At 48.5% G+C, this 22,604-nt stretch carries 24 protein-coding genes; 8 read left to right on the top strand and 16 right to left on the bottom strand.

Annotated elements, in window-relative coordinates:
• Positions 1-10 precede the first annotated feature (10 nt).
• Positions 11-1,201, bottom strand: coding sequence for an MFS transporter (locus HP398_RS14480; protein ID WP_017251398.1), 1,191 nt, complete (start codon positions 1,199-1,201; stop codon positions 11-13).
• A gap of 401 nt (positions 1,202-1,602) precedes the next feature.
• On the opposite strand from HP398_RS14480, the gene HP398_RS14475 reads away from it, so the two are divergent.
• Positions 1,603-2,070 (top strand): cysteine dioxygenase, encoded by a 468-nt coding sequence (locus tag HP398_RS14475; protein ID WP_173622925.1) that lies wholly within the window; start codon positions 1,603-1,605, stop codon positions 2,068-2,070.
• 20 nt (positions 2,071-2,090) lie between these two features.
• Here the strand turns inward: HP398_RS14475 and HP398_RS14470 are convergent, their stop codons facing one another.
• Entirely contained in the window at positions 2,091-3,407 is a 1,317-nt protein-coding gene (locus tag HP398_RS14470) for a globin-coupled sensor protein (RefSeq protein ID WP_017251400.1), read from the bottom strand.
• 124 nt (positions 3,408-3,531) lie between these two features.
• Positions 3,532-4,323, bottom strand: coding sequence for a hypothetical protein (locus HP398_RS14465; protein WP_035291759.1), 792 nt, complete (start codon positions 4,321-4,323; stop codon positions 3,532-3,534).
• Between the two features lie 118 nt (positions 4,324-4,441).
• Here HP398_RS14465 and HP398_RS14460 point away from each other — a divergent pair, with 118 nt between their 5' ends.
• From HP398_RS14460 to corA, 3 genes are read left to right on the top strand one after another with little or no spacing between them, the layout of a single operon-like run.
• On the top strand, positions 4,442-5,122 hold the full coding sequence (locus tag HP398_RS14460; RefSeq protein WP_017251402.1) for an NAD(P)H-binding protein: 681 nt from the start codon (positions 4,442-4,444) through the stop codon (positions 5,120-5,122).
• Between the two features lie 47 nt (positions 5,123-5,169).
• Positions 5,170-5,346 (top strand): hypothetical protein, encoded by a 177-nt coding sequence (locus HP398_RS14455; protein ID WP_173622924.1) that lies wholly within the window; start codon positions 5,170-5,172, stop codon positions 5,344-5,346.
• Entirely contained in the window at positions 5,309-6,244 is a 936-nt protein-coding gene (corA, locus tag HP398_RS14450) for a magnesium/cobalt transporter CorA (RefSeq protein WP_017251403.1), read from the top strand. Before HP398_RS14455 ends, corA begins: the two co-directional genes overlap by 38 nt.
• On the opposite strand, the gene HP398_RS14445 is transcribed toward corA, so the two are convergent.
• Positions 6,245-7,339, bottom strand: a complete 1,095-nt coding sequence (locus HP398_RS14445; RefSeq protein ID WP_017251404.1) for an HD-GYP domain-containing protein — start codon at positions 7,337-7,339, stop codon at positions 6,245-6,247.
• A 159-nt stretch (positions 7,340-7,498) separates the two neighbouring features.
• Between HP398_RS14445 and HP398_RS14440 the strand changes: the two genes are divergently transcribed.
• The gene (locus HP398_RS14440; protein WP_017251405.1) at positions 7,499-8,512 is read left to right on the top strand and encodes a DUF2804 domain-containing protein; all 1,014 of its coding nucleotides are present in this window, start codon (positions 7,499-7,501) and stop codon (positions 8,510-8,512) included.
• A gap of 73 nt (positions 8,513-8,585) precedes the next feature.
• Here the strand turns inward: HP398_RS14440 and HP398_RS14435 are convergent, their stop codons facing one another.
• From HP398_RS14435 to HP398_RS14415, 5 genes are all read right to left on the bottom strand, one after another.
• The gene (locus tag HP398_RS14435) at positions 8,586-8,888 is read right to left on the bottom strand and encodes a YunC family protein (protein ID WP_017251406.1); all 303 of its coding nucleotides are present in this window, start codon (positions 8,886-8,888) and stop codon (positions 8,586-8,588) included.
• Between the two features lie 124 nt (positions 8,889-9,012).
• Positions 9,013-9,252, bottom strand: coding sequence for a DUF6154 family protein (locus tag HP398_RS14430; RefSeq protein ID WP_007715645.1), 240 nt, complete (start codon positions 9,250-9,252; stop codon positions 9,013-9,015).
• Between the two features lie 47 nt (positions 9,253-9,299).
• The gene (locus HP398_RS14425) at positions 9,300-10,754 is read right to left on the bottom strand and encodes a bifunctional metallophosphatase/5'-nucleotidase (RefSeq protein ID WP_173622923.1); all 1,455 of its coding nucleotides are present in this window, start codon (positions 10,752-10,754) and stop codon (positions 9,300-9,302) included.
• A gap of 24 nt (positions 10,755-10,778) precedes the next feature.
• The gene (locus HP398_RS14420) at positions 10,779-11,603 is read right to left on the bottom strand and encodes a sulfite exporter TauE/SafE family protein (RefSeq protein WP_173622922.1); all 825 of its coding nucleotides are present in this window, start codon (positions 11,601-11,603) and stop codon (positions 10,779-10,781) included.
• A 19-nt stretch (positions 11,604-11,622) separates the two neighbouring features.
• A complete protein-coding gene (locus tag HP398_RS14415) occupies positions 11,623-12,480 on the bottom strand; it encodes a DUF72 domain-containing protein (protein ID WP_017251409.1) in 858 nt (285 codons plus the stop codon).
• Between the two features lie 52 nt (positions 12,481-12,532).
• Between HP398_RS14415 and HP398_RS14410 the strand changes: the two genes are divergently transcribed.
• Positions 12,533-13,039 (top strand): M67 family metallopeptidase, encoded by a 507-nt coding sequence (locus HP398_RS14410; RefSeq protein WP_173622921.1) that lies wholly within the window; start codon positions 12,533-12,535, stop codon positions 13,037-13,039.
• On the opposite strand, the gene HP398_RS14405 is transcribed toward HP398_RS14410, so the two are convergent.
• The gene (locus HP398_RS14405) at positions 12,970-14,373 is read right to left on the bottom strand and encodes an aspartate kinase (protein WP_173622920.1); all 1,404 of its coding nucleotides are present in this window, start codon (positions 14,371-14,373) and stop codon (positions 12,970-12,972) included. The two genes, HP398_RS14410 and HP398_RS14405, sit on opposite strands and share 70 nt — an antisense overlap.
• A 188-nt stretch (positions 14,374-14,561) precedes the next feature.
• Here HP398_RS14405 and HP398_RS14400 point away from each other — a divergent pair, with 188 nt between their 5' ends.
• Positions 14,562-15,314 carry a polysaccharide deacetylase family protein gene (locus HP398_RS14400; protein WP_017251412.1) on the top strand — a complete coding sequence of 251 codons (753 nt, stop codon included), beginning with the start codon at positions 14,562-14,564 and terminating at the stop codon, positions 15,312-15,314.
• A 62-nt stretch (positions 15,315-15,376) separates the two neighbouring features.
• Here HP398_RS14400 and HP398_RS14395 read toward each other — a convergent pair whose 3' ends face one another.
• The 3 genes from HP398_RS14395 to HP398_RS14385 form a co-directional block, all read right to left on the bottom strand.
• Positions 15,377-16,918, bottom strand: coding sequence for a flotillin lipid rafts scaffold protein FloT (locus tag HP398_RS14395; RefSeq protein ID WP_173622919.1), 1,542 nt, complete (start codon positions 16,916-16,918; stop codon positions 15,377-15,379).
• The gene (locus HP398_RS14390) at positions 16,918-17,457 is read right to left on the bottom strand and encodes an NfeD family membrane protein (RefSeq protein WP_017251414.1); all 540 of its coding nucleotides are present in this window, start codon (positions 17,455-17,457) and stop codon (positions 16,918-16,920) included. Before HP398_RS14390 ends, HP398_RS14395 begins: the two co-directional genes overlap by 1 nt.
• Before the next feature lie 87 nt (positions 17,458-17,544).
• Entirely contained in the window at positions 17,545-18,981 is a 1,437-nt protein-coding gene (locus tag HP398_RS14385; protein WP_017251415.1) for an aminotransferase-like domain-containing protein, read from the bottom strand.
• 146 nt (positions 18,982-19,127) lie between these two features.
• Here HP398_RS14385 and HP398_RS14380 point away from each other — a divergent pair, with 146 nt between their 5' ends.
• Positions 19,128-20,069, top strand: coding sequence for a DMT family transporter (locus HP398_RS14380; RefSeq protein WP_173622918.1), 942 nt, complete (start codon positions 19,128-19,130; stop codon positions 20,067-20,069).
• Between the two features lie 51 nt (positions 20,070-20,120).
• Here HP398_RS14380 and HP398_RS14375 read toward each other — a convergent pair whose 3' ends face one another.
• From HP398_RS14375 to HP398_RS14365, 3 genes are all read right to left on the bottom strand, one after another.
• Entirely contained in the window at positions 20,121-20,627 is a 507-nt protein-coding gene (locus HP398_RS14375; RefSeq protein WP_017251417.1) for an NUDIX domain-containing protein, read from the bottom strand.
• On the bottom strand, positions 20,602-21,138 hold the full coding sequence (locus tag HP398_RS14370) for a suppressor of fused domain protein (protein WP_069848803.1): 537 nt from the start codon (positions 21,136-21,138) through the stop codon (positions 20,602-20,604). The genes HP398_RS14375 and HP398_RS14370 overlap by 26 nt, the downstream gene beginning before the upstream one ends.
• A gap of 271 nt (positions 21,139-21,409) precedes the next feature.
• On the bottom strand, positions 21,410-21,592 hold the full coding sequence (locus tag HP398_RS14365; RefSeq protein ID WP_173622917.1) for a hypothetical protein: 183 nt from the start codon (positions 21,590-21,592) through the stop codon (positions 21,410-21,412).
• Positions 21,593-22,604: the final 1,012 nt, after the last annotated feature.

Here is a 22,604-nt window from a genome sequence, read left to right as displayed (position 1 = left end):
ACTACGTGTATCAGGAGACCGATTTCGATTTTTTGGGAGAAATAACAAGGTACAAGCCAAATCCGATCAGCCCTGCGACAAACATCAATTGGGCAAAGACCAGCATCCCCAATAAAGTGAAGGCACCCGCCAAGAATGGAGCCATGAGAAAACCAGCGAAGTACCCGCTTCGACTCAAGAGCCCCTGCACCCCCATCACCTTGCCGCGCAGCTCATTTTGGGCTTGTTGCAAAAGTGTGCTCTCATAAACCTGTGCTGCGCCGGAAAATAGACCCGCGAAAATCAAGAGCAATAGCACAGCCACAGCATGGTTTGCCGCGAATGCCCCTACAATCCCCACGGAAAAAACAGCATAAGCAACGAGCATCCCATTCACCAGCTTCACCTGCAAGCGAGCTGCCACATAGGAGCCAATCAAGCCTCCGACGCTCATCGCCGTCCACATCAATCCGTGCAAGGTAGCGTCACTACCGCGCAACTGATCCGCCAAAAAAGGCAATCCGTAATTATACGCAGATGTACTCAGCGATACGAGAAAAGCTAACAGGCTAATCGTCAGAAGTACGGGTGTGTCCCGCAAGTAACGAAGGGTGACACGAAAGCCACTCGCTGCTTTTCCTCTGATATCCGCGTCAGATGAAGTAGCAAGCGCAGCATTCTCCTTCTCCTCCCAACGAAGTTTCGTCAGAATCCATGCAGAGAAAAGAAAGCTGGCAGCATCCAAAGCGATCACAATCGTATAACCATAGTGATCAGTCAGCCATCCTCCCAGCATGAAGCCCATGATGCCTACCAATGACTCCAGCCTGACCTTTAATCCATTGACCTGAACCAGTTGCTCACTCCCAAATATTTGTGGCAAGGATGCCTGAAAGCTAATATGAAACAGCGTATACAGCATTCCATTGAGAAAAGCCGCTGCGATTAATACATACGGTGTCGGATAAAATGCGATGGCCAAAATAGCAAGACCGGCCCCCAAGTCGCTTACGATCATGGTACGCCTTCTGTCCATTCGATCAGCCAACATGCCTGCCAGAGGACTAAACAGCATCCCCCCTAGCTGTCTTGCAACGAAAAAAGCAGTCATCCAATAAGCACTATGTTCAAATGTAAAAATCAACGCGCTACACGCAATCAAATTCATCCGTGATCCCAAGGATGACAACGCATTGACATACAAATACCATTTCTTATTCATCTACATCCAAACCTCCCGATCATGACAGGTGGTTTGAATCAACGCCCCCCTCTAGTGGGTGCGTACACTGATTATGGCAGTTGACATGCGCATGCCTCCTCTTGAATGAAAATCAAAAAAAGCTTATGTTACTCGAAACATTCGGAAGGGGGACGTTCCCCAAATCGTCCTGTACGGCATTTATTGCCGTACTTCCATAATAGGTGGTGGGCCAGCAGATTGTCGATAGCACAAAAAAGGACGCTTTTTCTTTAAAAGCGCCCTAAATTCAAGTAATCCTGTTGATTTACAATGTAATAATAATGGTAAATAATTCCCTTTTGGACGAGCTCAGGCTATCACTACTCTTGAAATTTGATCATATGGTGTAGGAAGTATGACTTTCGTTTGGGAGGTTTTTTATGAATCTGGAACGTCTGGAACAAGCATTTGGGTCTCTCGTTTCACCTACTCCTGCCCAGCTTAGACACGCTCTCATTTCCTTGTCCCCCTGCATGGAACAACTCGGTCCATACATCCCGGAGCCACTAAACCTGCCCTATGGACGCAAAGTATTATTCTCCACGCCACATGTAGAGGTTGTCTTGATCCATCTACCGACAGATCAGGAATCCATTCCCCATAATCACGGTGACTCTTTTGGATGGGAATTGGTAGTCTCAGGTACGCTAACGAATATGATTTATGTCCAAACGAATAATGAAAATGAAGTACAACGAGCACAAACCACTCATGTCAGTACGGGTGAATACTATTTTGTAGAGCCTGGGGAAATCCACGCCATTCGCAACAATGGACAAAGTCCGGTTGTTTCCCTAAACGTCTACAGTCCTCCATTGCGTAATTGCCGCCACTATTGTTCCCTTTGAACTAAAAAACTTACTATTTTTTACAGGTTTTCCGTTATTTCCGATAGTTCATCCGCAGAGCTGGCTACCTGTGCCACCGCTTGGTTCATATCTTCCATGACTTTGAAGAAGTTTTCCAGCTCCCGCTGAATCCGTGAGCTCTGTTCTTTACTGTCTGAGACAGCGCTCATGATTCCTTCAAAAAAGGCATTCGTCTCGTTTACTACCGCAGTGCTCGATTGGACCAGCGCCTGAATTTCTACCACGACAGACGAGAGGACCACTGTCTGTTGGTTCGTCTTCTCGATCAGCTCACGCACACCGAAAACCGACTTTTTGGTCTGTTCTGCCAGCTTGCGTACCTCATCAGCTACGACGGCAAATCCGCGTCCCTGTTCGCCCGCACGTGCTGCTTCAATCGCAGCATTTAGCGCCAAGAGATTCGTCTGCTCAGCAATTGCCGTCACGACCTCTACAATCCCTTGGATTTTTTCTGCGTTTTTCTCCATCGCGTTCATTTCTTCCGAGATTTGCTTGACGCTGCTCTGAATCAAGCACATTTGTTCCTGTTGTTTTTCCAGCTTTTCTTTGCCTTCACGGGACAGGTCTTGTGCTTTCGTGGAAAAGCCCGTGCCATTTTCAGCGAAACGAAGCACTTCTCTCGACTGTTCTGTCAATTGTACAACAGACGCGCTGTTTTCTTCTGAGACCGCTGCCAGCTCATGCGCAGAATTGGTCAGGAGGATTCGCAGCTCGTCCTTTTTGTCTTGTTCCGCTCGCCGCGCCTTCTCATGCTCGTTTTCATATTCCTCCAGCACAATTTGCTGTTCGATGCTGAGAATCTTCGTGACGACCGTGAGGGCTTGTACGAATTCGTCCTTGTCCGCGATATTTTTATGCAAGAGATCAATCAAGGAAACCATCATGTTTTGAAATGCACTCAAGTACCATTTTGGTTCCAAGCCTATTCGCATATGAATAACCGCAATTCTACTGCGCTGTTCAATGTAAGCGCTGTCGATGCGTCCGCTAAACATCTCGCAGATATGGCGGTTCAACGTTAATTTCAACCGTTCAATCGTACTGTTTTGGTTTACAATCTTCATTAAAAGCGGTTCTTTTTCAATACTGGTATAAAAATAGTCGACAATAGCGTCAATATTTTGAATGATAAGTGGCTGAAGTGCTTTCACAATGGCCAATTCTTCTTCGGTCAAATTGATCATTGCTAGTTGCTTCGCGAGGGTACTTTTCCCTACAATGTGCACTTCCCCCTTTTCCTTCACCCCCTGAAAAAAAGATTCACTTTTTCCTTTCCCTTTCAAACCAAAAAAGGTGGAAAACGGACATGTGCTCATAGCCTGAACTCCTTTTATCCGAGTACATATAACTCTGGAATATCCTTTCAATTATATACCCCTTTGCAAACGGGTGTAAACCGCCCACATGGGCTATGGGCGGTTGTTTGAGCCTAGCAAACACCTACATTTCCGCTTTCCTCACGACTGCCCGTTGCAGCTTCCAGCTTGTCTTGTCCCATTTCCAGTACGACTCCACATACGCGATCGTATCCGCATTGGCTACACCGCTGACTCTTTGTTCTCCTTTTAATTCACAAATACCATCACGATTCTCATCGATGGGCATGAGTACGCTGAACGTGTTAGGCATGACCTCTACTGGAGAAACTAGCTTCCCGTTCTTGTATACCCCATTTTCTTCATAGATTTTTTTGCGATCTGACAAATCCAGAACGACGGTCTCCCCCGTCTCCTTGATCGTCAATGACACTTTGTAATGATCCTGGTAGGAGCCCGAAATCGTCAAGGGCTGAGGAACAGGCAGAATCGCCGGCTTATTGTCCTTGTCTGCGAACAAATAAAACTCAGACGTCCCTGCACTACCCCCAGTCGGCGCCTGAAGTAAAATTTGTTGCACACCCCCGCCGGTAAAATCACAAAAGAACATCTCCGGCTGATAAGCGCCATACGGTGTTGTAAAAAAGGTTGTTTTTTTCGCAACGGGATCTTGAACCATGATTTTTAGGTGCTCGAAGTAAGGACTGTCTGCCGCAAACCTCTTTCCTAGCAACGTAACGAAATCCGGCCGACCATCGCCTGTCACATCCTGCCGTTTGATCTGGATTTGCTCGAACACAGTTGGAGGAGGCTGTACGTCTCTCCCCTCCAAGGCAAGAGCGACTTGTCCCCACCCGGCTCCTGTCAACATCCATACGATACAGCCAATCATACCTACCCTCTTGTTTGTCCACATATCGATACATCCACCTTTTCATCTGTTCAGCTTACCTGTAGTATGCAAAAAATGGCTTTGGTCAAACCGCTCGAAACGGTAAAATAAGAGAGAGGGATCGCAGAAAGTGAGGAACACTATGGCAATGAAACGTGCGGTATTATTTGGAGCGACCGGACTCGTCGGCCGTGCATTGCTACAACATCTCTTAAAAGATGACGCATATGGAAAAATCATCGCTGTCGTCCGCAACGCGCTCCCTTTCACGCATCCTCGCTTGCAGACAGTCGTCATTGACTTTCGTCAGTTGGGGGATTGCCGACAGTTTTTAGAAGGAGCAGACATCTTTTGCTGCTTGGGGACAACCATGAAAAAGGCTGGTAGTCGCGAGGCGTTTCGCACAGTGGATTATCAGTACCCGCTCGAAATTGCTCGATTGGCAAAAGAAGAAGGAGCCAGCCAGTTTCTCATCATCACAGCAATCGGCGCAAATAGCCGATCCGTCTTTTTCTATAATCGTGTAAAAGGTGAGCTGGAGGAAGCACTGCGCGAGTTGGCGCTTCCGAGTCTGCATTTGTTCCACCCTTCCCTTTTACTGGGCCCGCGACAGGAACACCGGCGATCGGAAGAGCTCGGTGCGAAGCTATCACACTCACTTTCGTTTCTCTGGATCGGACCGTTACGCGCCTATCAACCTGTCACTGCAACAGATGTCGCAGGAGCCATGCATCACATCGCCTCTCTTGGACTGGCAGGTGCGCATGTGTACGAATCAAGGGAATTACCACAGTTAGCCGCAGCGGGAAAAAGGACGAGTTGACGTTCATACGTATAGGATGAAGGCTTTTATCGAGGAGGCGAATTGGCATGACGACTCCCAAGCAACAGCGTGCATCACAGGCTCCGCCTAGTCGCCGAGCACTTCGTTCTGCTTATGAACTGATTCTCACACAGATCTGGCCCCGTCTACCCGCCGCAACCGAATCCACTAGCAGGAGAATCGTTCATGAAGATCAGACTCGTACAAAACGGAATCATCACTGAGATAGAAGACATCGAAGAGGCTGCTACTCCACCTGTGAACGGGTTTTACTGGATTCATGCCGCACCATTCGATTTGGATATTTTACAGCCGCTGTTCGGACTGCATCATCTGGCTGTCGAGGACTGCATCGACGAGGAAGAACAGCGGCCCAAGCTGCAACATTACGATGATCATTACTTTATGGTCATCAATGGCATTACCTTCCACAATCATGATATCTTCTTACGCGAGATCAATATTTTTTTGGGCAGCAGCACCATTATCACCGTAACGAAGCAGGAGGCCCCCGAATTCACTACCATGCTGTCAATCATCCGAGAAAAAGAAGTCAATCGGCCCGATGCGTTTCTGTACTACTTGGTAGATCAAATTGTCGATCGTTATTTTGATGTGACGGAAAAAATTGAAGACCTGCTTGAAGACCTGGAAGAACAAATTTTGATGCACACGAAAAAATCCCATCTGGATCAAATTATCGGGCTGCGCAGTGAAATCTTGTACGCTCGTAAAATGCTCGTTCCCCAGCGGGATTTGATTGACGCCCTACATAAAAAAGAACTCCCGCTGATTCAACCTTATTTGCGGAAGTACTTTGGCGATATTGTAGAGGATGCCAGCAAAATTGTAGAGAGCTTTGAAGCTTTTCGCGAACTCATCGGAAACTTGCGCGAAGCGTATCAAGCGGCGCTTGCTGGCAGAGCCAACGATATTATGCGTGTTTTTACCGCCTTGACGACGATTTTTATGCCGTTGACCATTGTGACCGGTATATACGGGATGAACTTTGATGTGATGCCTGAGTTGCGTTCACCCTACGGCTACTACATCGTGCTGGGAAGTATGGCGGCGATCGGCACGACGATGTTTCTCATTTTCAAAAAGAAAGACTGGCTCTGATTATACCAAATCTCCACAGGCGATGATCATGAGCGTCAGCATTTTGGACAAGTCACACTCATAGGGTTGCTCGACATCCCGACCTTCTTCATCCACCAGGACTCTGACGATCGGACGGCTCGGCATTCCTTTGTTCGAATCAACGACGACACCAGACATACCATTGTTCAGGCTGACGGTCAGACCAACAGGGTAGAGTGCAATCGTATTTCGCAAAGCCTCTACATACACATGGTCAAACAGTTTGCCTGAACCGGAGTAGAGCACCTCCATCGCTTCATGAGGGAGCATTCCGCGACGGTATACCCGATGTGACGTCAGGGCATCGAATACATCGGCCACTGCCATCAAGCGACCAAACGGATGAATCTCTTCTTTTTTCAGGTGCCGCGGATAACCGGAGCCATCCCAGCGCTCGTGATGCTGAAAAGCACAGTGGGCTGCAAGCAAAGGGATGTCGTCTTGACGACGCAGCATTTCAAAACCGATCTCTGCATGTCTTTTCATGATTTCAAATTCTTCTTGCGTAAGGCGGCCCGGTTTTTGCAAAATGTCGTCTGGGATATGCACTTTTCCTATGTCGTGGAGCATACCGCCAATACTAATCTCCAACACATCTTTTTCCGAGCAGCCAGTATTTATGGCGAGAGCTGTGCTATACAAGGCAACGTTAAATGAGTGCGTGAATATGTAATTGTCGAAGGCGCAAGCATCTGCCAATAAATTCATGGCTGAATCACTACTGTTTAATTCATCCGCAACGGTTTGCATGACATCCCGCAGCTTACGTCCCAAACCCTTGTCCGAAAAAAGCTGCTGCCATTTATCCGGAACTTGATGAACGGTTCGGAATGTATCATGAATCATGGACATTGCTTGTCTGCGAGTATTTTCGGAAATGACTGTCTCCACAATAATATCATCCGTGCGCTTGTCTTGGATGTAGAGACTGTTCACGTTTTTGTTTTTGAGTCGAGTTATCATTCGTTGGGTTAGTTCTACTCCAGCGCCAACGAGAATCGTTCCGTTCTCTGTATAGATGGAACGAGCCAGTTTATCACCCGGCTGGCATTTTTGAATGGATTTCAGTCGCATTTCCTTTCCTTCGCCTTTCCTCAGGGTATCCCTATTATAGCGTGATTCGACTTGATTCTACATGAAATTTTTTCTAGATTTTCTTTTTATGTCTACCGAGGAAAGACACTGGAGACGAGTTTGTCTGGAAGAATCCTTGTTTGCAAGGGAGACGATCGTATGTCGCTTATCGAAAAAGAATTAACGCAGCCTCTTTCATTATGTGATCAGGATGGCCGCTTGCTTCCCGAAGCGATTGGTTGGTCCCGTTATCCGTTGCATGACTGCCAATTTAGCGGGCATTGGCTTCGCCGGAAAAAATGGAATTTTTGGTTTATCACTGCACCTGAATGTGCGATGTCGATTGCGATGGTCAATCTGGATTACGCTGGCATTGTCTTTGTCCATTTTATTGATCTAACGACAGGGGAGACCGCGGACAGTGCCGTAACGGTTCCTTTTGGTGCAGGGATTCGACTGGGTGCCACCGTAGATGAGCCTTGTCATTTTGTGAGTCGCAAGCTCTCTGTCTCCTTTCAGCCAGGAGCCAGCGGAACGAGCGTAGAAGCGACTGCCATATGTCCCGGCGATAAAACTCTCTCGCTCGACATCGTGATTGATCCGCCATCCGAATCCTTAAATGTCGTGATACCGTGGAGTGCGGAGCGCTTTCAGTTCACTTCGAAGCAAACGGCCCGGCCTGTGCACGGCACCATTGCCTATAACGGGAAAACCTATTTGCTCGATCGGCAGAATACCTTTGCCAGTCTGGATTTTGGACGTGGCGTTTGGCCATACCACACTCGTTGGAACTGGACGACCTGCTCTTTCCGTCACGCGAAGGGTGTCGCAGGCTTTAACTTTGGCAGAGGCTGGACGGACGGAACGGGTATGACGGAAAATGGCTTGATGATTGATGGTGTCCTCTACAAGCTGAGCGAACAGATTCGTTTTTCCTACGATCCTGACAACCGGATGCTCCCTTGGACGCTTGCGAGTGAAGAATCTTCTGCGGTACGCCTCACCTTTACGCCGCTCTTTGCTCGAACCGAGCACAAAAATTTTGCGTTGGTGCGAACCACTTTGCATCAAGTAATCGGCCGTTACGACGGGACGATCTCAACAGATGATGGAAAAACCATTGCGGTGCAAAGCAAGATCGGAATCTGTGAAGAACAATCAGCCCGTTGGTAAACAAGGCCCGAGAAAACTAAAAAACCTTTGTCATGGGACAAAGGTTTTTTCTTATGGGCAAACCATTCTTTGTTTACAGCATTTTCACAACAGCATCCCGACCAGTCATACCAGCCGTAATCCCCTTCTGCTCCGCCGTCGTCGTCACAGACTCCAGCGGCGCATCCAGCAATTCCTGTATGGTCTTGACCCCTACCGCACGACCGGCAAGAATTTCCCTCGCTGCTAACCGCTCGTTCAAGAGCCCCACATCCAGTGCTCCACACATGATGTAGCCATGATCGGTCGTTACAGCCAATAGCGTCGTCTTGGGCAATCGAACGGTGACAGCAATAGCCGTCCCCTCTGGAAAGTGGATTGGCACTACCTCGACCATCAAGATTCCTCCTTTTTCTCTCCTGTCTGTTGGCGTTACCATCCTATGACATTCAGAAGAGAAAGGTGAGGTCTCTAAGAGGTGGTTCAAAAAGTTATGTTTTGATCACGAACTTGATCTTACGTTAATGCATGACGCTTGTCGGAAAGTGCTCATCCTCCATCGCGACTTTTCGTTTCATGACTTCAATCATATACGTCGCGAGCATATGAAACAGCTCTTCCTCGTCCATTTCCTCGACCAAATCCAGCAAATCATCCCGAGACTGCTCCGCGAGAATGCCGACGACAACTGCTGTAATGTCCTCTTCATCGCCATTAAAATGTCCTCTGTACAGCTCGTATACTTCATCTATGAAGCGCATCGCTCGTCTCCTCCCGTTTTTCGATAGCATTCCCGAAAAACCGGTCTCTACGATTGGTTTTTTGACGTTGACGATATCTTTTCCCAACGTGGACGAAACGCATTTTGCAGCATCTGTTGATCCTTTATCGTGGTGGCGAGCACTTCACGCAGCATCTCGGGCAAGAAAAATGTAACCTCACTGCCGAGCAGCAAATCGGGAAACATGCGATTGTACATAAACATGTCGATCGTCCCGACTCGATACAGACGCTCGCGATCAAGCGGTTGCCCGTTGACTTCAATCTTGATAATTTGCGGTTGGTCATCCTCACTGTAGCGGATGTACAATCCGTCCACACACATCCAGCCTTCTATTTTGCCGCGAAAACCGTACCCTCGCAGCTCCCGATGAACCATTTCCGGTTGAATCGCTTGCTCCAGAACAGTGGTGAGCTGCTCGCCTGTAATTGTGACCGCACAGGCATTGATCGGGTGAGGCATACTGTGCAGCAAATCGGCAAAGGACAAGCTACCCCGCGGCAAATCAGCAAGCAACAGCCCTCCATTTGCCATGCCGATCTCAGCACCCGTCCATTTACGAATACTCGCTGCGATGAAGGAACCATAGGGGGTCTCCTCCGTCCAGCCTATGTGCATGTCTTGCTCCAATTGAACTATCGGCTGAAACAAACGATTCTCTGCCCATACTTTTTCACTCTCAATGAACTGGCTCAATGATTCGTCTGACTGGTACTGTTCTGTGTGAAAAAGCTCTGCGCGCACGTCTTTGATGCCATTATGAATCCCGTCCCAGACGAGCTCTACATGACCGACATACTCGCCAAATCGCCCCGCTTGTGTGATTAAGGTACCGCCTATACGTTCTCCATGAGGCAGCGTCCGGTGAGAGTGTCCGCCCAAAATGATATCGAGCCCATCGACTTCCTTTGCCAGCAGACAATCTGTCTGATAGCCAAGATGCGATAGCAAAATGACAACATCCACAGACGAGCGCAGTGCCGCAATCTGCTCACGCAAAATCGGGATCGGTTCCTTGATCTCCCATCCCATACTTTGATAGGAAGGGCCAAAGGGAATCGTCATTCCCAAGATCGCCAGCCGCAGCTCGCCTACGGTATGAATGGCGTATGGTACAGCCCAAGACGGGACAGAATTTGTTGTCGGTTCAAACAGATTGCCCGTAATGATCACAAAACTCGCATATGTGTACAGTTCATTCAGCTTGTCTTTTGGGAGTGTGATGCCTTCGTTGTTTCCAATCGTCGCGTATTGAATCCCGCTTCTGTTCATGATCTCGACGTTACTTTTCCCAAAGCTCGCTTCCGATCGGATATCCATTCGATCCATATGGTCTCCAATATCGACCGTCAGCACATGCTCTCCCCTGGCCTCCCACTCTTCTCGGTGCTTCCTCAGGCAGGTTGCAATTCGCGGCATCGTATCAAAATGGCTGTGCAAGTCATTCGTGTGCAAAATGTGTAAGGTACAGGTGTCAGCCACGACTTTCCCCTCCCTCTCGTCTCATTATCCAAAAATCGCTTCTCCGATCATTTGTATGGCAATTCCCAATATCAGAACACGCAAAAATAGCACGATGGTGCGCCCCTTCATTTTACTGGCAACAATCGCTCCGAGCTTTCCGCCCGCCCATGCTCCTGGCGCGAGCATCGCTGCATACAGCCAGTGTACGTTGTCGTGGAAGATATTCGTGATGGATCCAACCACCGCTGATAAAAAAATGACCAGCATGGATGTAGCGGTAGCAATGTGTGGCGGAAAGCGAAACAAAATGATCATGGCTGGAACCATCAGAATGCCGCCACCCACGCCAAATAGCGACGAGGTAATCCCGACAAAGAAAGCAAGCGTAATCACGGACCATTTGCTATACCCGTACACATATTCATTTCCTTCGTTGTCGATGAAGTGGCGTTGGACTTCCCACTCCATGCTGCGTGGTTTGATTTTGTCTTTGACCATCAATACGACGAACATGGAGAGCTGAAACAAGCCAAACAGCAGCGAAAAGCCCCCTACTGCTAGTAATGTATTAAGATAAACGCCCACAATAGCACCCGGCGCACTCCCGATAAAAAAGAGCAAGGCACTCTGCTTATCTACTTTATTTTGCTTGAGATAAGAAAGGGAAGAAGAAAGGGCGGTTACCGCAATCACAATCAACGAAGTCGCCGCTGCTACTTGCGGGTTCATCGATCCAGGCATGTACCAGTTCGCAAAATACAGCAGAGCAGGCACGAAAAAAATCCCACCACCCAGACCCGCGATACTGCCAATGACGCCAGCCAGGACTCCGATGATGACAAATAAGATGGCAATTACTACAAGCATGAACTCCCCTTCTTTCTTGCTACGTGGAGAACAGGTCCATCTGACGAGGATTCAGACCAGTAGGTGCAAGGCCAAGCATCTCCGAAAACTGCTTCGCATTCGCTGCTGCATCTCCTCCAGAGTTATTGTTGAACAAAATGCAGACTTCATCCGCTTGCCGTTCGAGCAGTCTGATGTGTTCCACCCATTCTGCAAGCTCTGTCTCACTGTATCGATATAAATAACGGACATCCCGCCAATTTTGTCCCTCTCCGGGATCTCGCCAGCCCGCTTTGTTGCGCCCATGAAAGCGAACCAACGCCAAGGTTGGCTTCGTCACGGCAGGAACAATCGGGACCGAGCCTTTTCCCACTTGTGGTTCATCACATACGACATGTGTCGCTTCGATGTTATGCAAGAAATCCAGTGTTCGCTCCGAATACCGTGATTCAAACCAGCTTTGATGGCGAAACTCAACCGCAAACGGATACGCCTGCATGGCTTGGCGACAAGCGGTCACATACTGGACATGCTCTCGGGTACAATCAAACCACGGCGGAAACTGAAACAGTAACGCTTTGAGCTTGCCAGCCTCCACGACCGGCTGAATGCTCTCTTCGAACTGACGAAACAATTCCCGTCTGCTTCCCGAAGCGTCCCCCCGTTGATGCCCCGTCATCCCTTGATGAGGCTTGACGATAAAGCCAAATCGTTCAGGTGTATCCTTCACCCACGATTCGTAATTTCGCTGTGGTAAAATAGCGTAAAAAGAACTATCCACCTCTACAATTGGAAAGTGGCTGGCATATACCGACAGCTTGTCTCGACTGCGTACACCTTGTACGTACAATTCGTGCTGATCTCCCCAGCCGCAAACTCCCACTTGTATCGTAGTCATCGAATGCTAACCTCCAAATCATGGTCGAATAGAGAAGAAGGACGGAAGCCGAATGAAAAATCCCGCTTGGTTGGGTGAACCCTTTGCGATTAAGGATAACAAAATATTCCTGACGAAAAAAGTAGCGAAACGCCTCCTGGCCGAAGCACAAGAGGCGTTTCCTTATGAGTATTCTGCTTTGCTCGCAGGTCGTGGAGCAACGATTACGGCCTGTGTACCGATGCCCGTCTCACCCGACAAGCACGTGTTCGCTTGGGATGGGAAAACATTTCTTCAAGGCTTGCAGTACATCCGCAAGCACAATCTTCAATGGTTGGGGGTCTTGCATACACATCCCCATACGCCGCCAATCCCTTCTACACGCGACATAGCTGGGTGGCATTATCCCACGCTCAGCTATTGGATTGTGGGACTCGCATCCGAACAGCCAGAATGGCGTGTCTATCAATGGGTGCAGGATGGAAGTTGCGGCTCATTTGCAGCACGCGACTACACTTTGACAGAAGTGGATTGTGACGATGAGGAAACCAATGATTCCTCGGCTCCAAAAAACTCTTGATACAAAGCAATCACAGCACGATCTGCCTCTTCGGCTTTTACCCCGAACATCATGCTTACTTCTGATGACCCCTGATTGATCATTTCCAGATTGATTTTCGCAGCAGCCAACGCAGCTGTGGCTCTCGCTGTTGTCCCCACAGATTGACGCATGCCCTCCCCGACAATCATGACGAGTGCAAGACTATGCTGAACAGCGACATCATCAGCGAACAGCTCTCGGCGGATGCGTTCTACAATCCGCTGTTCCTTCTCTTCCGTGAGATCGCGCTCTCGCAGAATGACGGAAATGTTATCAATTCCAGATGGAGTATGCTCGTACGAAAGCTCCTCCTCCTCCAGAATTTGCAGCAGCTTGCGGCCAAAGCCAATTTCACGGTTCATCAAATACTTGCTGACGTAAATGCTGCAAAAGCCGCTATCACTTGCAATACCCGACACTCTGTTTGTAGCAGATCCTCGCTCGGCCACAATCATCGTACCAGGCGCAGACGGATTATTCGTATTCTTGATGCATACGGGTATATCTGCTTGATACGCAGGAATCAACGCTTCCTCGTGAAACACACTAAAACCGGAATAAGACAGCTCCCTCATCTCTCGGTACGTAATCTCTGTCACCTTCTTCGGATCGGCAATCAGGTTCGGATTGACCACATACACAGAATCGACATCGGTAAAATTCTCGTAGACCTCTGCCTGAAGCGCCGCAGCCAAAATCGATCCCGTAATATCCGAGCCACCGCGCGAAAAAGTAACCAGATCACCGGAACGTGAATAGCCGAAGAAGCCAGGGAAAATGACAATTCCCTCCCGCTCTCGCAATGTTGCCAATTTGGCATACGCTTCAGGGAGGATATGAGCATTGCTTGCTTCGTCCGTAACCAGCATGCCTGCATCCTTTGGATTGATGTAGGTCGCGACCTCGCCCAAGCTCTGCAAGTAACGAGCGACAATTTTGGCGCATGTATCCTCTCCCGCAGCTTTGACCGCATCCATGAATCTTTCCTTGGACAAGCCCTCCTTGTTTGCCAGAACCTCCCCGAGCTCCACTTCAATCGCTTGACCAATCTCGGCAGAAAGCCCGAGACCTGCCACAATCTCCTGATAGCGCAAGAATATTGCTTGTTTCGCTTCCTCTGTAGGCTCTCCAGCCAAAAATCGCTCAGCATATGCGATTAACAAATCAGTAACCTTCGTGTCTTCCTTATGTCGTTTCCCAGGCGCCGATACAACAATGAATTGTCTGTCCCGATCCGCCAATGCAATTTGGCATACTTTTTTTATTTGCTCGGCATTCGCCAGTGATGTTCCCCCAAATTTTGCTACCTTCATGATCGATTCCTCCATCTAACTCTCACGTCTTATGCTTTTACTAGCTTAAATTATCCGCATAAAAAGAACAAGTGTCTTTTCCCTGAGGACATTCAGGAATAATCATCAAGATTTGTCGCATAGTAACGGGGAGTACATCATCATGTACAGCTACCTAGCAGGAAAGTCTCTGATAAAGAGGTGAACGAATGAAAAAGCATATCCTCTTTTTCCCACTTTTGCTAGCTGTCATTCTTGCTCCTTCCTTCAGCGAGACAGCCAATGCAATCCGGGAAAAAAATCGCGAGTATTATGAAACAAGAGGAGATATCGTTTGGGAAGTGCCGACAGAGAGCAAGGTGATTGCCCTTACCTTTGACGATGGTCCTGACCAGGTATACACTCCGCAGATTGCAGCGCTGTTGAAGCAGTATCAAGCGAAATCCACCTTTTTTGTCGTAGGAAATCGTGTGAGCCAGTACCCGGAAATCGTCAAATCTCTCGTGAATGATCAACATGAGATTGCCAATCACACTTACAGTCATCCAGATATTCGAAAGCTGTCAGCGAATCGACTATTAGAAGAGGTGCAAAAAACGCAGGAGACCATTTATTCGGCAACAGGGGTTCGTCCCACCCTCTTTCGTCCTCCGGGAGGATATTACGACGAGAAAGTCGTCGATACAGCGAAGCAAGCCGGTTTTCTCCTGATCATGTGGTCGTGGCATCAAGACACACGTGATTGGAGCGATCCCGGTGTAAAAAAAATCGTCAACAAGGTTTTGAACAACGCGCGGAATGGAGACATCGTGCTATTTCACGATTACGGAGGCAATCGAAGACAGACCGTACAAGCCCTCGAGCAAATATTGCCTGAACTGAAAAATAGAGGGTATAAATTCGTAACGGTCAGCGAATTGTTGAGAGGATATGGACGTGCTAAGCAGGTAGACTATCCTTGATTTTCTTCCCACGAAAAAGTGCCCCTCGCTATAAAGGGGCACTTCTCCTCTGATCAGTTTGATTATTTGTTTTCGTTCTCCAAAACAGAATCCGTCTCTACCTGAACTTTTACGGGTACAGGCTGTTGCTGTGTGGGTACGGTACCACCCTTTTGCATAAAGTCTGCGATCATCTTATTCATATCCAAACCAGATACGTCTTTCAGCATCTCTGGCAGTTGGGCCATCAGCTTCGTAACATTCCCGCTCAGACGATTGATTCCATCTCCCTGACCGCCTCCTGCATCCACGATCGTTACCTTGTCGATCGCCTTTATTGGCTCGGCAATTTTCTCAGCCAGCTCAGGGAGCATTTTCGCAATAATATCGAGTACAGCCGCATGACCAAATTTTTCAAATGCTTCAGCCAGCTTCTCTTTCCCTTCTGCCTCGGCTTCGAGCTTGAGGCGCGTGACTTCTGCCTCAGCGCTACCACGTGCTTTTTCAGCCTCGGCAATCGCCAAACCTTCCAGACGCTTCTGCTCCGCATTTGCTTTTGCTTCCGCTTCAATGCGGTACTTGATCGCGTCTGCTTCTCTCAGCTTCTTCGCTTTTTCCGCTTCTGCCGCCTGTTCCACAGAGTAGCGGTCGGCGTCGGCCTTTTTCTTCACTTCCGCATCATATTGCTTTTCGCGGCGAAGAATTTCTTTTTCCTCCAGCTCGATTTCCTTCTGCTTGCGGACGAGATCGACCTTCATCTCTTCTTCTGTAACCTGCTGTTTGGCGACAGCTTCTTGCAGCTTGTAGGCTTGGTCAGCGCTCGCCTTCGCTTTGTCCTGCTCTTGCTTAAACGCCGCTACCTTCAGCTCTTTTTCCTTTTCTGCTTCGGCAATGTTCGTTTCCTTCAACAGCTCTGCCTTGCGTGCCTCTTCCTCTGCCTGTGCCTGCTTGATCCGCGCTTCTTTGTCCGCATCAGCCTGCGAGATGGTCGCATCGCGCTTCACTGCAGCGATTTGCGGTATTCCAAGGGCAGCTAAATAGCCGTTTTTGTCCCGGACATCCTTGATCGTGAAGCTGACAACGGACAGCCCCATTTTCTTCAAATCCTTTGTCGCTACCGATTGCACCTCTTGCGCGAATCGCTCACGGTTCTTGTAAATTTCCTCTACCGTCATACTGCCGAGGATTGCCCGCAAATAGCCTTCGAGTACCTCTTGTGCCTCTCCGCGCAGTGCCTCGTCACTCTTGCCCATAAATTGCTCGGATGCGGTGGCGATATCTTCAATCGAGCCGCCTACCTTGATGATCGCTACGCCATCTGCCATGACAGGAACGCCCTGCTCGGTGTACACCTCTGGCGTCGATACATCCAGCTTATGAGACAGAAGACTCAGAAAGTTTGCTTGTTGAAAAATAGGGAGGATAAATGCGCCGCCTCCGCGGACGATCTTCATTTTGCGGCCGGATTCGTCACTTAGTACATTTTTCGAGCCGAGATAGCTACCCGTCACGATCATGGCTTCATCTGCACCCACTGTTTTGTAACGGGCCCAAAAGGCAATACCCAAAACGAGAAAGACTGCGACGACAACACCTACTATCGTCAAAACACCAGGATCTACCATCACTTCTCATCTCCTTCGCCAGATTCAGTGTAAAAGGGGATCACATACAAGACATGGTCACGCACCTCGACCACGACGACACGGGTTCCTTGCGGGATAATCTCGCCCTCAAGACTCGCCGCCATATGGTAAGTCGTTCCACTAATCATCGGCAGCAGCACTTCTCCCAGTCCTTCTGCTGGGATCGTTGTCCCGACTTCCCCCAGCTTTCCTCCTAGTTGACTCATGGAATAGCTCGTGGAATTTTCCGCATGGCTCATCGGCTTTACCCACAGGAAGTATGAGACAAAAGCCAAAGCGATGCCAATGACTGCAGCCAGCATCAACACGACAAGCGTACCAAGAGAAGTGTATCGAGATAGCAAATACCCCGCTCCACCAAAGGCAGTCATGCCACTAACCAACAAAATGGGCTGTGCAAAAGGCAGATGCAGATGTCCCAGCCAATCCGAGAGCGTATCGCCAAACAACAGCGAGATGACCGTGTAGATTAGACCAAGTACAAGGCAGACCATGTAGACGGTTTCAAGTACGCCCACGACTGTCCCCCCTTTCTAAAATTGCCTCTATAGTGCATACGAGTGAGATGGGAATTAGTTTCATAAATAAGGAAATATTCCCTTTTCTTATCGCTTTTTCTGCTGAAGGACTCTTTGGATACGGCGTATTCCTTCCTCGATATTTTCCGGGCATTCCCACGAATAGGTCAGTCGCAGCCAGCCCGCTTCCGCTCCATAGACGCTACCAGGTGTAAATACGACACCTTCCCTAATCGCATCATCTAGCAATTCCTTTTCGTCCCTGGGAGCAAGCAACCGACACCAAATATGATAGCTGCCACCCGGCTCATTCCATACGGCGTAATCGGTGAGATGATTGTGCATAGCACGTATCATCGCTTGTTGCTGTTCCAACAAGTAACGAGACATTCGCTCCTGCTGATTGATCCAGCTGGCTCGCTCAACAAATTGCCGAGCGAATTGCTGGGAGACGCTGCTCGTGCCAAAGTCCATTTGCTGCTTGGCATCGGCTAGTCTTTCTACGACAGATCTTGGTCCTACCAGCCAGCCAATCCGTAAGCCTGGCGCAATCGTTTTCGAAAGGCTCCCGACATACAGAACAGCACCTGTCTTGTCGATGGCTTTGATCGGCTTGGGAGGTCTAGGGCTTCCAGCCAGTGTCAGTGCGCCGTAAGCGTCATCCTCCACAAGTGGCAAGCGCAGCTCCTGACAAATATCGAGCAACTGGGCTCGCCGTGCCTCGCTTAATATCGTCCCGGTTGGATTATGATAGGTCGGGTTCGCGAAAACCATGCGAATGCGATGTTCTCGCTGCAAATCGTAGACAGCCTCGGGTACAATACCGTCCTCATCCATCGGCAAACGAAATAAACGCAGGCCAGCTGAACTGAATAAGGGAAGAGAATACGAATAAGAGGGTCCCTCCATTGCGATTGCGTCTCCGGGGTTCAAGAGACATAGTGTAATGAGATGCAGTGCTTGCTGCGCTCCTGACGTCACCAAAATTTCGTCGGGAGAAGCGTGAATGCCGTAGTTTTCGTGCAAATGCACAGCTAGTGCCTCACGCAGACGCGGCTCCCCCTTTGGATGCGCGTAGCCCAGCTCAAGCTTGATCTCGTTTTTTTCCCCCTCCGTAGTTGGGATCAATGACGGGATCATCGTCGTCGCCAATTCTGCCTTTGCCAGATTGATAATCGAGGAATCGAAGCATGCATCCTGTATTCGTTTCGCGAGTGGATAAGCTGGCAAGAATGCCCCACCATTTGTGTAGGTATACCAGTTTGGCATCTGTTTGACGCCCCATAGATCACGACTGACCCAAGTACCGCTCCCTTGCCACGATTGTAATATACCTTTGGCCCGCAATTCTTCATACGCTGCCGATACCGTCCCACGATTGACGCCAAAGCGCCGTGCCAACACTCTTTCTGGCGGCAGAGATGTACCAGGGGGCAGCACTCCCAATACAATCTGTCGTTCCAGCTCTTTGGCGATTTGCATATAGATCGGAACTCCTGCGTCTTTGTCCGGCTTCCATTCCATCCCTATCCGTCCCCCATACTTGCTGTTTTCCTCCCTTTCGACAAATTGGCTTACTGCTCCTGCTGCCAATTGGCTCTACCGTTTATGCTTGGTCGCCTCTAAGATGGAACAACAGAAACTTTACTTCGACAAAGGATGGGATTCGGATGAGCGGACAGCTTCCGATCGAGAAGCAGGACGTACAAAAAGAGCAGTCAACTACTCCTGAGCAGCTGCATATAGAGAAAACGGGCTTGCTGTATGGCTTCATCGGGGTACTTAGCTTCAGCTTGACCTTGCCTGTAACGAAGGTGGTTGTTACCGTGCTCTCTCCCCTCTCGGCAGGGTTGGGACGAGCGTTGATCGCAGCAGTACTAGCGGCTTTGGTACTCAGCATCAAACGAGTACCGTTTCCTACCTGGCAAGAGACCAAGAAACTGTTGCTTGTATCTGCTGGCGTAGTAGCGGGCTTCCCGTTTTTCTCGTCATGGGCAATGGAGAGAGTGCCTGCTACGCACGGCGCAGTCATCATTGCACTATTGCCATTGGCTACGGCAGGCGCAGCTATATTTTTTTCAGGAGAACGCCCTACCCGAAAATATTGGATTTCTAGTGCGATCGCCTGTGTAACGATTCTCGCCTACGCGATCAGTTCTGGCTTTGGTGCCCTCCAATGGGCGGATCTCGCCTTGCTCGGGGCGGTCATCAGTGCGGCGATCGGATACGCGGTTGGCGGTGAGCTCTCCAAGACAATGGGCGGTTGGCAGGTCATCAGTTGGTCGTTGATCTTTGCCTTTCCTTTTCTCGTCGTTCCGCTCGTCGGTCCTCTGCTCGCTGAATTAAAACAAGCCACTTGGCCTGTCTGGATCGGTTTTGGCTATATTAGCGTAATCAGTATGTTTCTCGGTTTTTTCGCCTGGTATCACGGACTGGCAATCGGCGGCGTCTCCAAGGTCAGTCAAATTCAATACCTTCAACCCTTTTTATCAATCATCGCAGCCTGGCTCCTCCTGTCCGAGCCATTGACACTTGGCGCTGTTCTTTCGGCTGTCATTGTCGTGTTGGCTGTCGCAAAAGGAAGAAAGACTTCCGTTCAGCAAAAAGCGTAAGTAAAAAAACACCGCTCCTCTTCACTAGGAAAAGGGCGGTGTCTTTCGTTTTTATTCTGCTCGGCTAAACATATTTCCCAGGTACATCGGTTGATAAGTGGGGTCAGACAAGACTTGCTTGACTTGATCCGGGCGTGTCTTGTGGTCGTTCGGCAGTTGCTTCCACTCGTCTAGCGTGACCCAGCCAGCCCATTCGATTTCTTCATCGACGATACCGCCTGGCGTAGGGTTCGTCTCTTCACCGATGAGCTTCGCCAAAACTCCCACTCCGACTGTATGCTTGCCGTTCCCTTCCTGATCGATCCGGTCGTCTATCCAGATCAATCGCTCCATTTCCACGAGGAGTCCGGTCTCTTCCATCACTTCTCTTTTCGCCGCATCTGGAATCGCTTCTAAATATTCTACGATTCCCCCTGGCAGGTTGTAAAAGATGCCTCGTTGTGTCTGCTCACGGATGAGGAGGACTTTCCCTTCGTGTTCCACTACTACGGTGACTCTCAAGCGAATCGCTGACATTTCGCTCGCTCCCTTCTCAGATGGCAGGCGTACGCGTAACATTCAGGGAATCGACACCGGAGTGCGCTAACCATTCCTGTAATGCCATAAGTCCATATTGTTCTAAAAACTTTGCTTCAGAATCCGCGATTGCATGAAGCATCATGAACCTGATTACGTCCTTGCCGTTTGTATAATATTCAAGTCCAGCCTCTTCATAATAGGCAGGGGTCAATACCATATGATTCAAAACCGATTTTTCCACGATTGTATCCCCGAGCGAAAAGATGCTCCCAGACTCCATGCGGGTCGTTTGACTCTCCCACTGACGAATTACCTGGGCCGCTACTCTCGCCAAATGCGTAATCATTCTCTGCTCAAACTGATAAGAATAGACGAGGTACTCCGTTGCCCCCATCTTGTGCAGCTCAAGTGTGGCATACGTCCACCAACCTCGATTGCGTGTAGCCGGATAGACGGCAATCAGGATATCCGCATCCTCGGATTGATACAGCTCACCTTGACTCCCAAAAAAGCGGTGGCAATGATCCATTAATTGCTTTACCACTATCATATGTGCAACCCCGCTCCAAAAAGTATGAAAACCTCTACGGCTGCCTGCTCATAGAAGAGCAACTGCATCTTTGTGAAATGGTTGTGCTCGCCCGAAAAAAGCATGCCTGGATACGTAGGCATACTTCGATGATGTTGGGCAGCATTTTCTTGTATATACGAACATTTTATCATTGTGTGAAGCGAATGTACATGTTTGAGCACGTACAAAAAAGCCCCCGATTTTTCCGAGGGCCTTGTTCTTGTTTATTTCGTGACTTTCACCGAAATCGTCATGCTTTTTCCATAGTATTACTAATGGAAAGTCGATTCATCAGCTCTGCACCGCCCTCATAGACTGTCAGCTCGGATATTTTTCCGGCATATTTGGCTGAAATGACGGTCACACCCGGCGCAAGCCCGATGATTTCTCCGTTCTCATTGACCGTATCGAAAAAGTAACCAATATTCTCCATTTACGTAATAAAACGTGTAAGGAGTGAATTGCGCATGACCGACTTCGTATCCATCATATTGATAGCACTCCCCCTACTTAGTTGGGGGCTTATCGTAAATTCCCAGTCACTTCGTAAAAGATGGCTATACGTACTGTTCACATTCATCCTTTTTTGGGGGATTGTCGAATTAGTATATTACTTTGCCCCTCCATCCCCTCACTATGAGTAATCCATGAACTAAACTAATGGTGCGGTTTCCTCACAATTCTTACATATCAACTTGAATACAGGGAGTAATTTATCTATGAAATTATTTTTAAAGCTCACAGTGGGTACTTTAGCAACTGGCTGGTTCTTTCTTCTTTGGTGTAAGCAAATGATTCTTGCAAGTGACATTCCGGTAACAATTTCATTCGATGAAATGCAAGATTTCCTTGAGATTTTCAGCATTTCTACTATCCTTTCTCTTGTCTATATCAGGTTTGTTGATGATACAAAATTGCATTATTTTCTTGTAATCCCCATCCTATTATGGGGTGACAACACAATTCGAGATTTGAAGTACAATTACCATCCATACGATACATTAATGAGCTGTGTAAGTCTTAGTGGATGTCTGCTCATCTTTCTATACTCATTATTAAAACAGCGTCATAAGTTAAACTGACTCGATCATTACGACTTTGATATGGTACGATTTAGGAAACATTTTTGGAGGTGTTCCCGTGTTTAAAAAGTTTCAGGAATACACTCACATCGTATTGATGTCCATTTCATTTGTCATCGACTGGATAGCATCATATAGAAGGATTTCTTTTGCCCGATCCAATGGTCGGGCTTTCTATTTTCCCGTTCTACTGTTTTTCCTCCAGTTCTCATGTTTTCCTTGCTGTGCGACGGATCAACATAAATCAAAATGTATCTGTACATCTTTCAGACTGCCTGGATAGCCGTGGCACTTCATTTGGAAATTTGTAAATAAACAAATTTCGTGATACATTTTTTGTAAATTTGTTTCCATAGGTGAGTA

This window comes from Brevibacillus sp. HB1.4B, from assembly GCF_013284285.1.
Lineage (GTDB): Bacteria > Bacillota > Bacilli > Brevibacillales > Brevibacillaceae > Brevibacillus > Brevibacillus porteri.
Note: the sequence above shows the minus strand (reverse complement) of the source record. Positions and strands in the feature narration are given on the sequence as shown.

Coding starts and splice junctions, on each gene's coding strand:
- HP398_RS14480 (WP_017251398.1), bottom strand. CDS start 1,201: ATGAATAAGAAATGGTATTTGTATGTCAATGCGTTGTCATCCTTGGGA.
- HP398_RS14475 (WP_173622925.1), top strand. CDS start 1,603: ATGAATCTGGAACGTCTGGAACAAGCATTTGGGTCTCTCGTTTCACCT.
- HP398_RS14470 (WP_017251400.1), bottom strand. CDS start 3,407: ATGAGCACATGTCCGTTTTCCACCTTTTTTGGTTTGAAAGGGAAAGGA.
- HP398_RS14465 (WP_035291759.1), bottom strand. CDS start 4,323: ATGTGGACAAACAAGAGGGTAGGTATGATTGGCTGTATCGTATGGATG.
- HP398_RS14460 (WP_017251402.1), top strand. CDS start 4,442: ATGGCAATGAAACGTGCGGTATTATTTGGAGCGACCGGACTCGTCGGC.
- HP398_RS14455 (WP_173622924.1), top strand. CDS start 5,170: ATGACGACTCCCAAGCAACAGCGTGCATCACAGGCTCCGCCTAGTCGC.
- corA (WP_017251403.1), top strand. CDS start 5,309: ATGAAGATCAGACTCGTACAAAACGGAATCATCACTGAGATAGAAGAC.
- HP398_RS14445 (WP_017251404.1), bottom strand. CDS start 7,339: ATGCGACTGAAATCCATTCAAAAATGCCAGCCGGGTGATAAACTGGCT.
- HP398_RS14440 (WP_017251405.1), top strand. CDS start 7,499: ATGTCGCTTATCGAAAAAGAATTAACGCAGCCTCTTTCATTATGTGAT.
- HP398_RS14435 (WP_017251406.1), bottom strand. CDS start 8,888: ATGGTCGAGGTAGTGCCAATCCACTTTCCAGAGGGGACGGCTATTGCT.
- HP398_RS14430 (WP_007715645.1), bottom strand. CDS start 9,252: ATGCGCTTCATAGATGAAGTATACGAGCTGTACAGAGGACATTTTAAT.
- HP398_RS14420 (WP_173622922.1), bottom strand. CDS start 11,603: ATGCTTGTAGTAATTGCCATCTTATTTGTCATCATCGGAGTCCTGGCT.
- HP398_RS14415 (WP_017251409.1), bottom strand. CDS start 12,480: ATGACTACGATACAAGTGGGAGTTTGCGGCTGGGGAGATCAGCACGAA.
- HP398_RS14410 (WP_173622921.1), top strand. CDS start 12,533: ATGAAAAATCCCGCTTGGTTGGGTGAACCCTTTGCGATTAAGGATAAC.
- HP398_RS14405 (WP_173622920.1), bottom strand. CDS start 14,373: ATGAAGGTAGCAAAATTTGGGGGAACATCACTGGCGAATGCCGAGCAA.
- HP398_RS14400 (WP_017251412.1), top strand. CDS start 14,562: ATGAAAAAGCATATCCTCTTTTTCCCACTTTTGCTAGCTGTCATTCTT.
- HP398_RS14395 (WP_173622919.1), bottom strand. CDS start 16,918: ATGGTAGATCCTGGTGTTTTGACGATAGTAGGTGTTGTCGTCGCAGTC.
- HP398_RS14385 (WP_017251415.1), bottom strand. CDS start 18,981: ATGGAATGGAAGCCGGACAAAGACGCAGGAGTTCCGATCTATATGCAA.
- HP398_RS14380 (WP_173622918.1), top strand. CDS start 19,128: ATGAGCGGACAGCTTCCGATCGAGAAGCAGGACGTACAAAAAGAGCAG.
- HP398_RS14375 (WP_017251417.1), bottom strand. CDS start 20,627: ATGTTACGCGTACGCCTGCCATCTGAGAAGGGAGCGAGCGAAATGTCA.
- HP398_RS14370 (WP_069848803.1), bottom strand. CDS start 21,138: ATGATAGTGGTAAAGCAATTAATGGATCATTGCCACCGCTTTTTTGGG.
- HP398_RS14365 (WP_173622917.1), bottom strand. CDS start 21,592: ATGGAGAATATTGGTTACTTTTTCGATACGGTCAATGAGAACGGAGAA.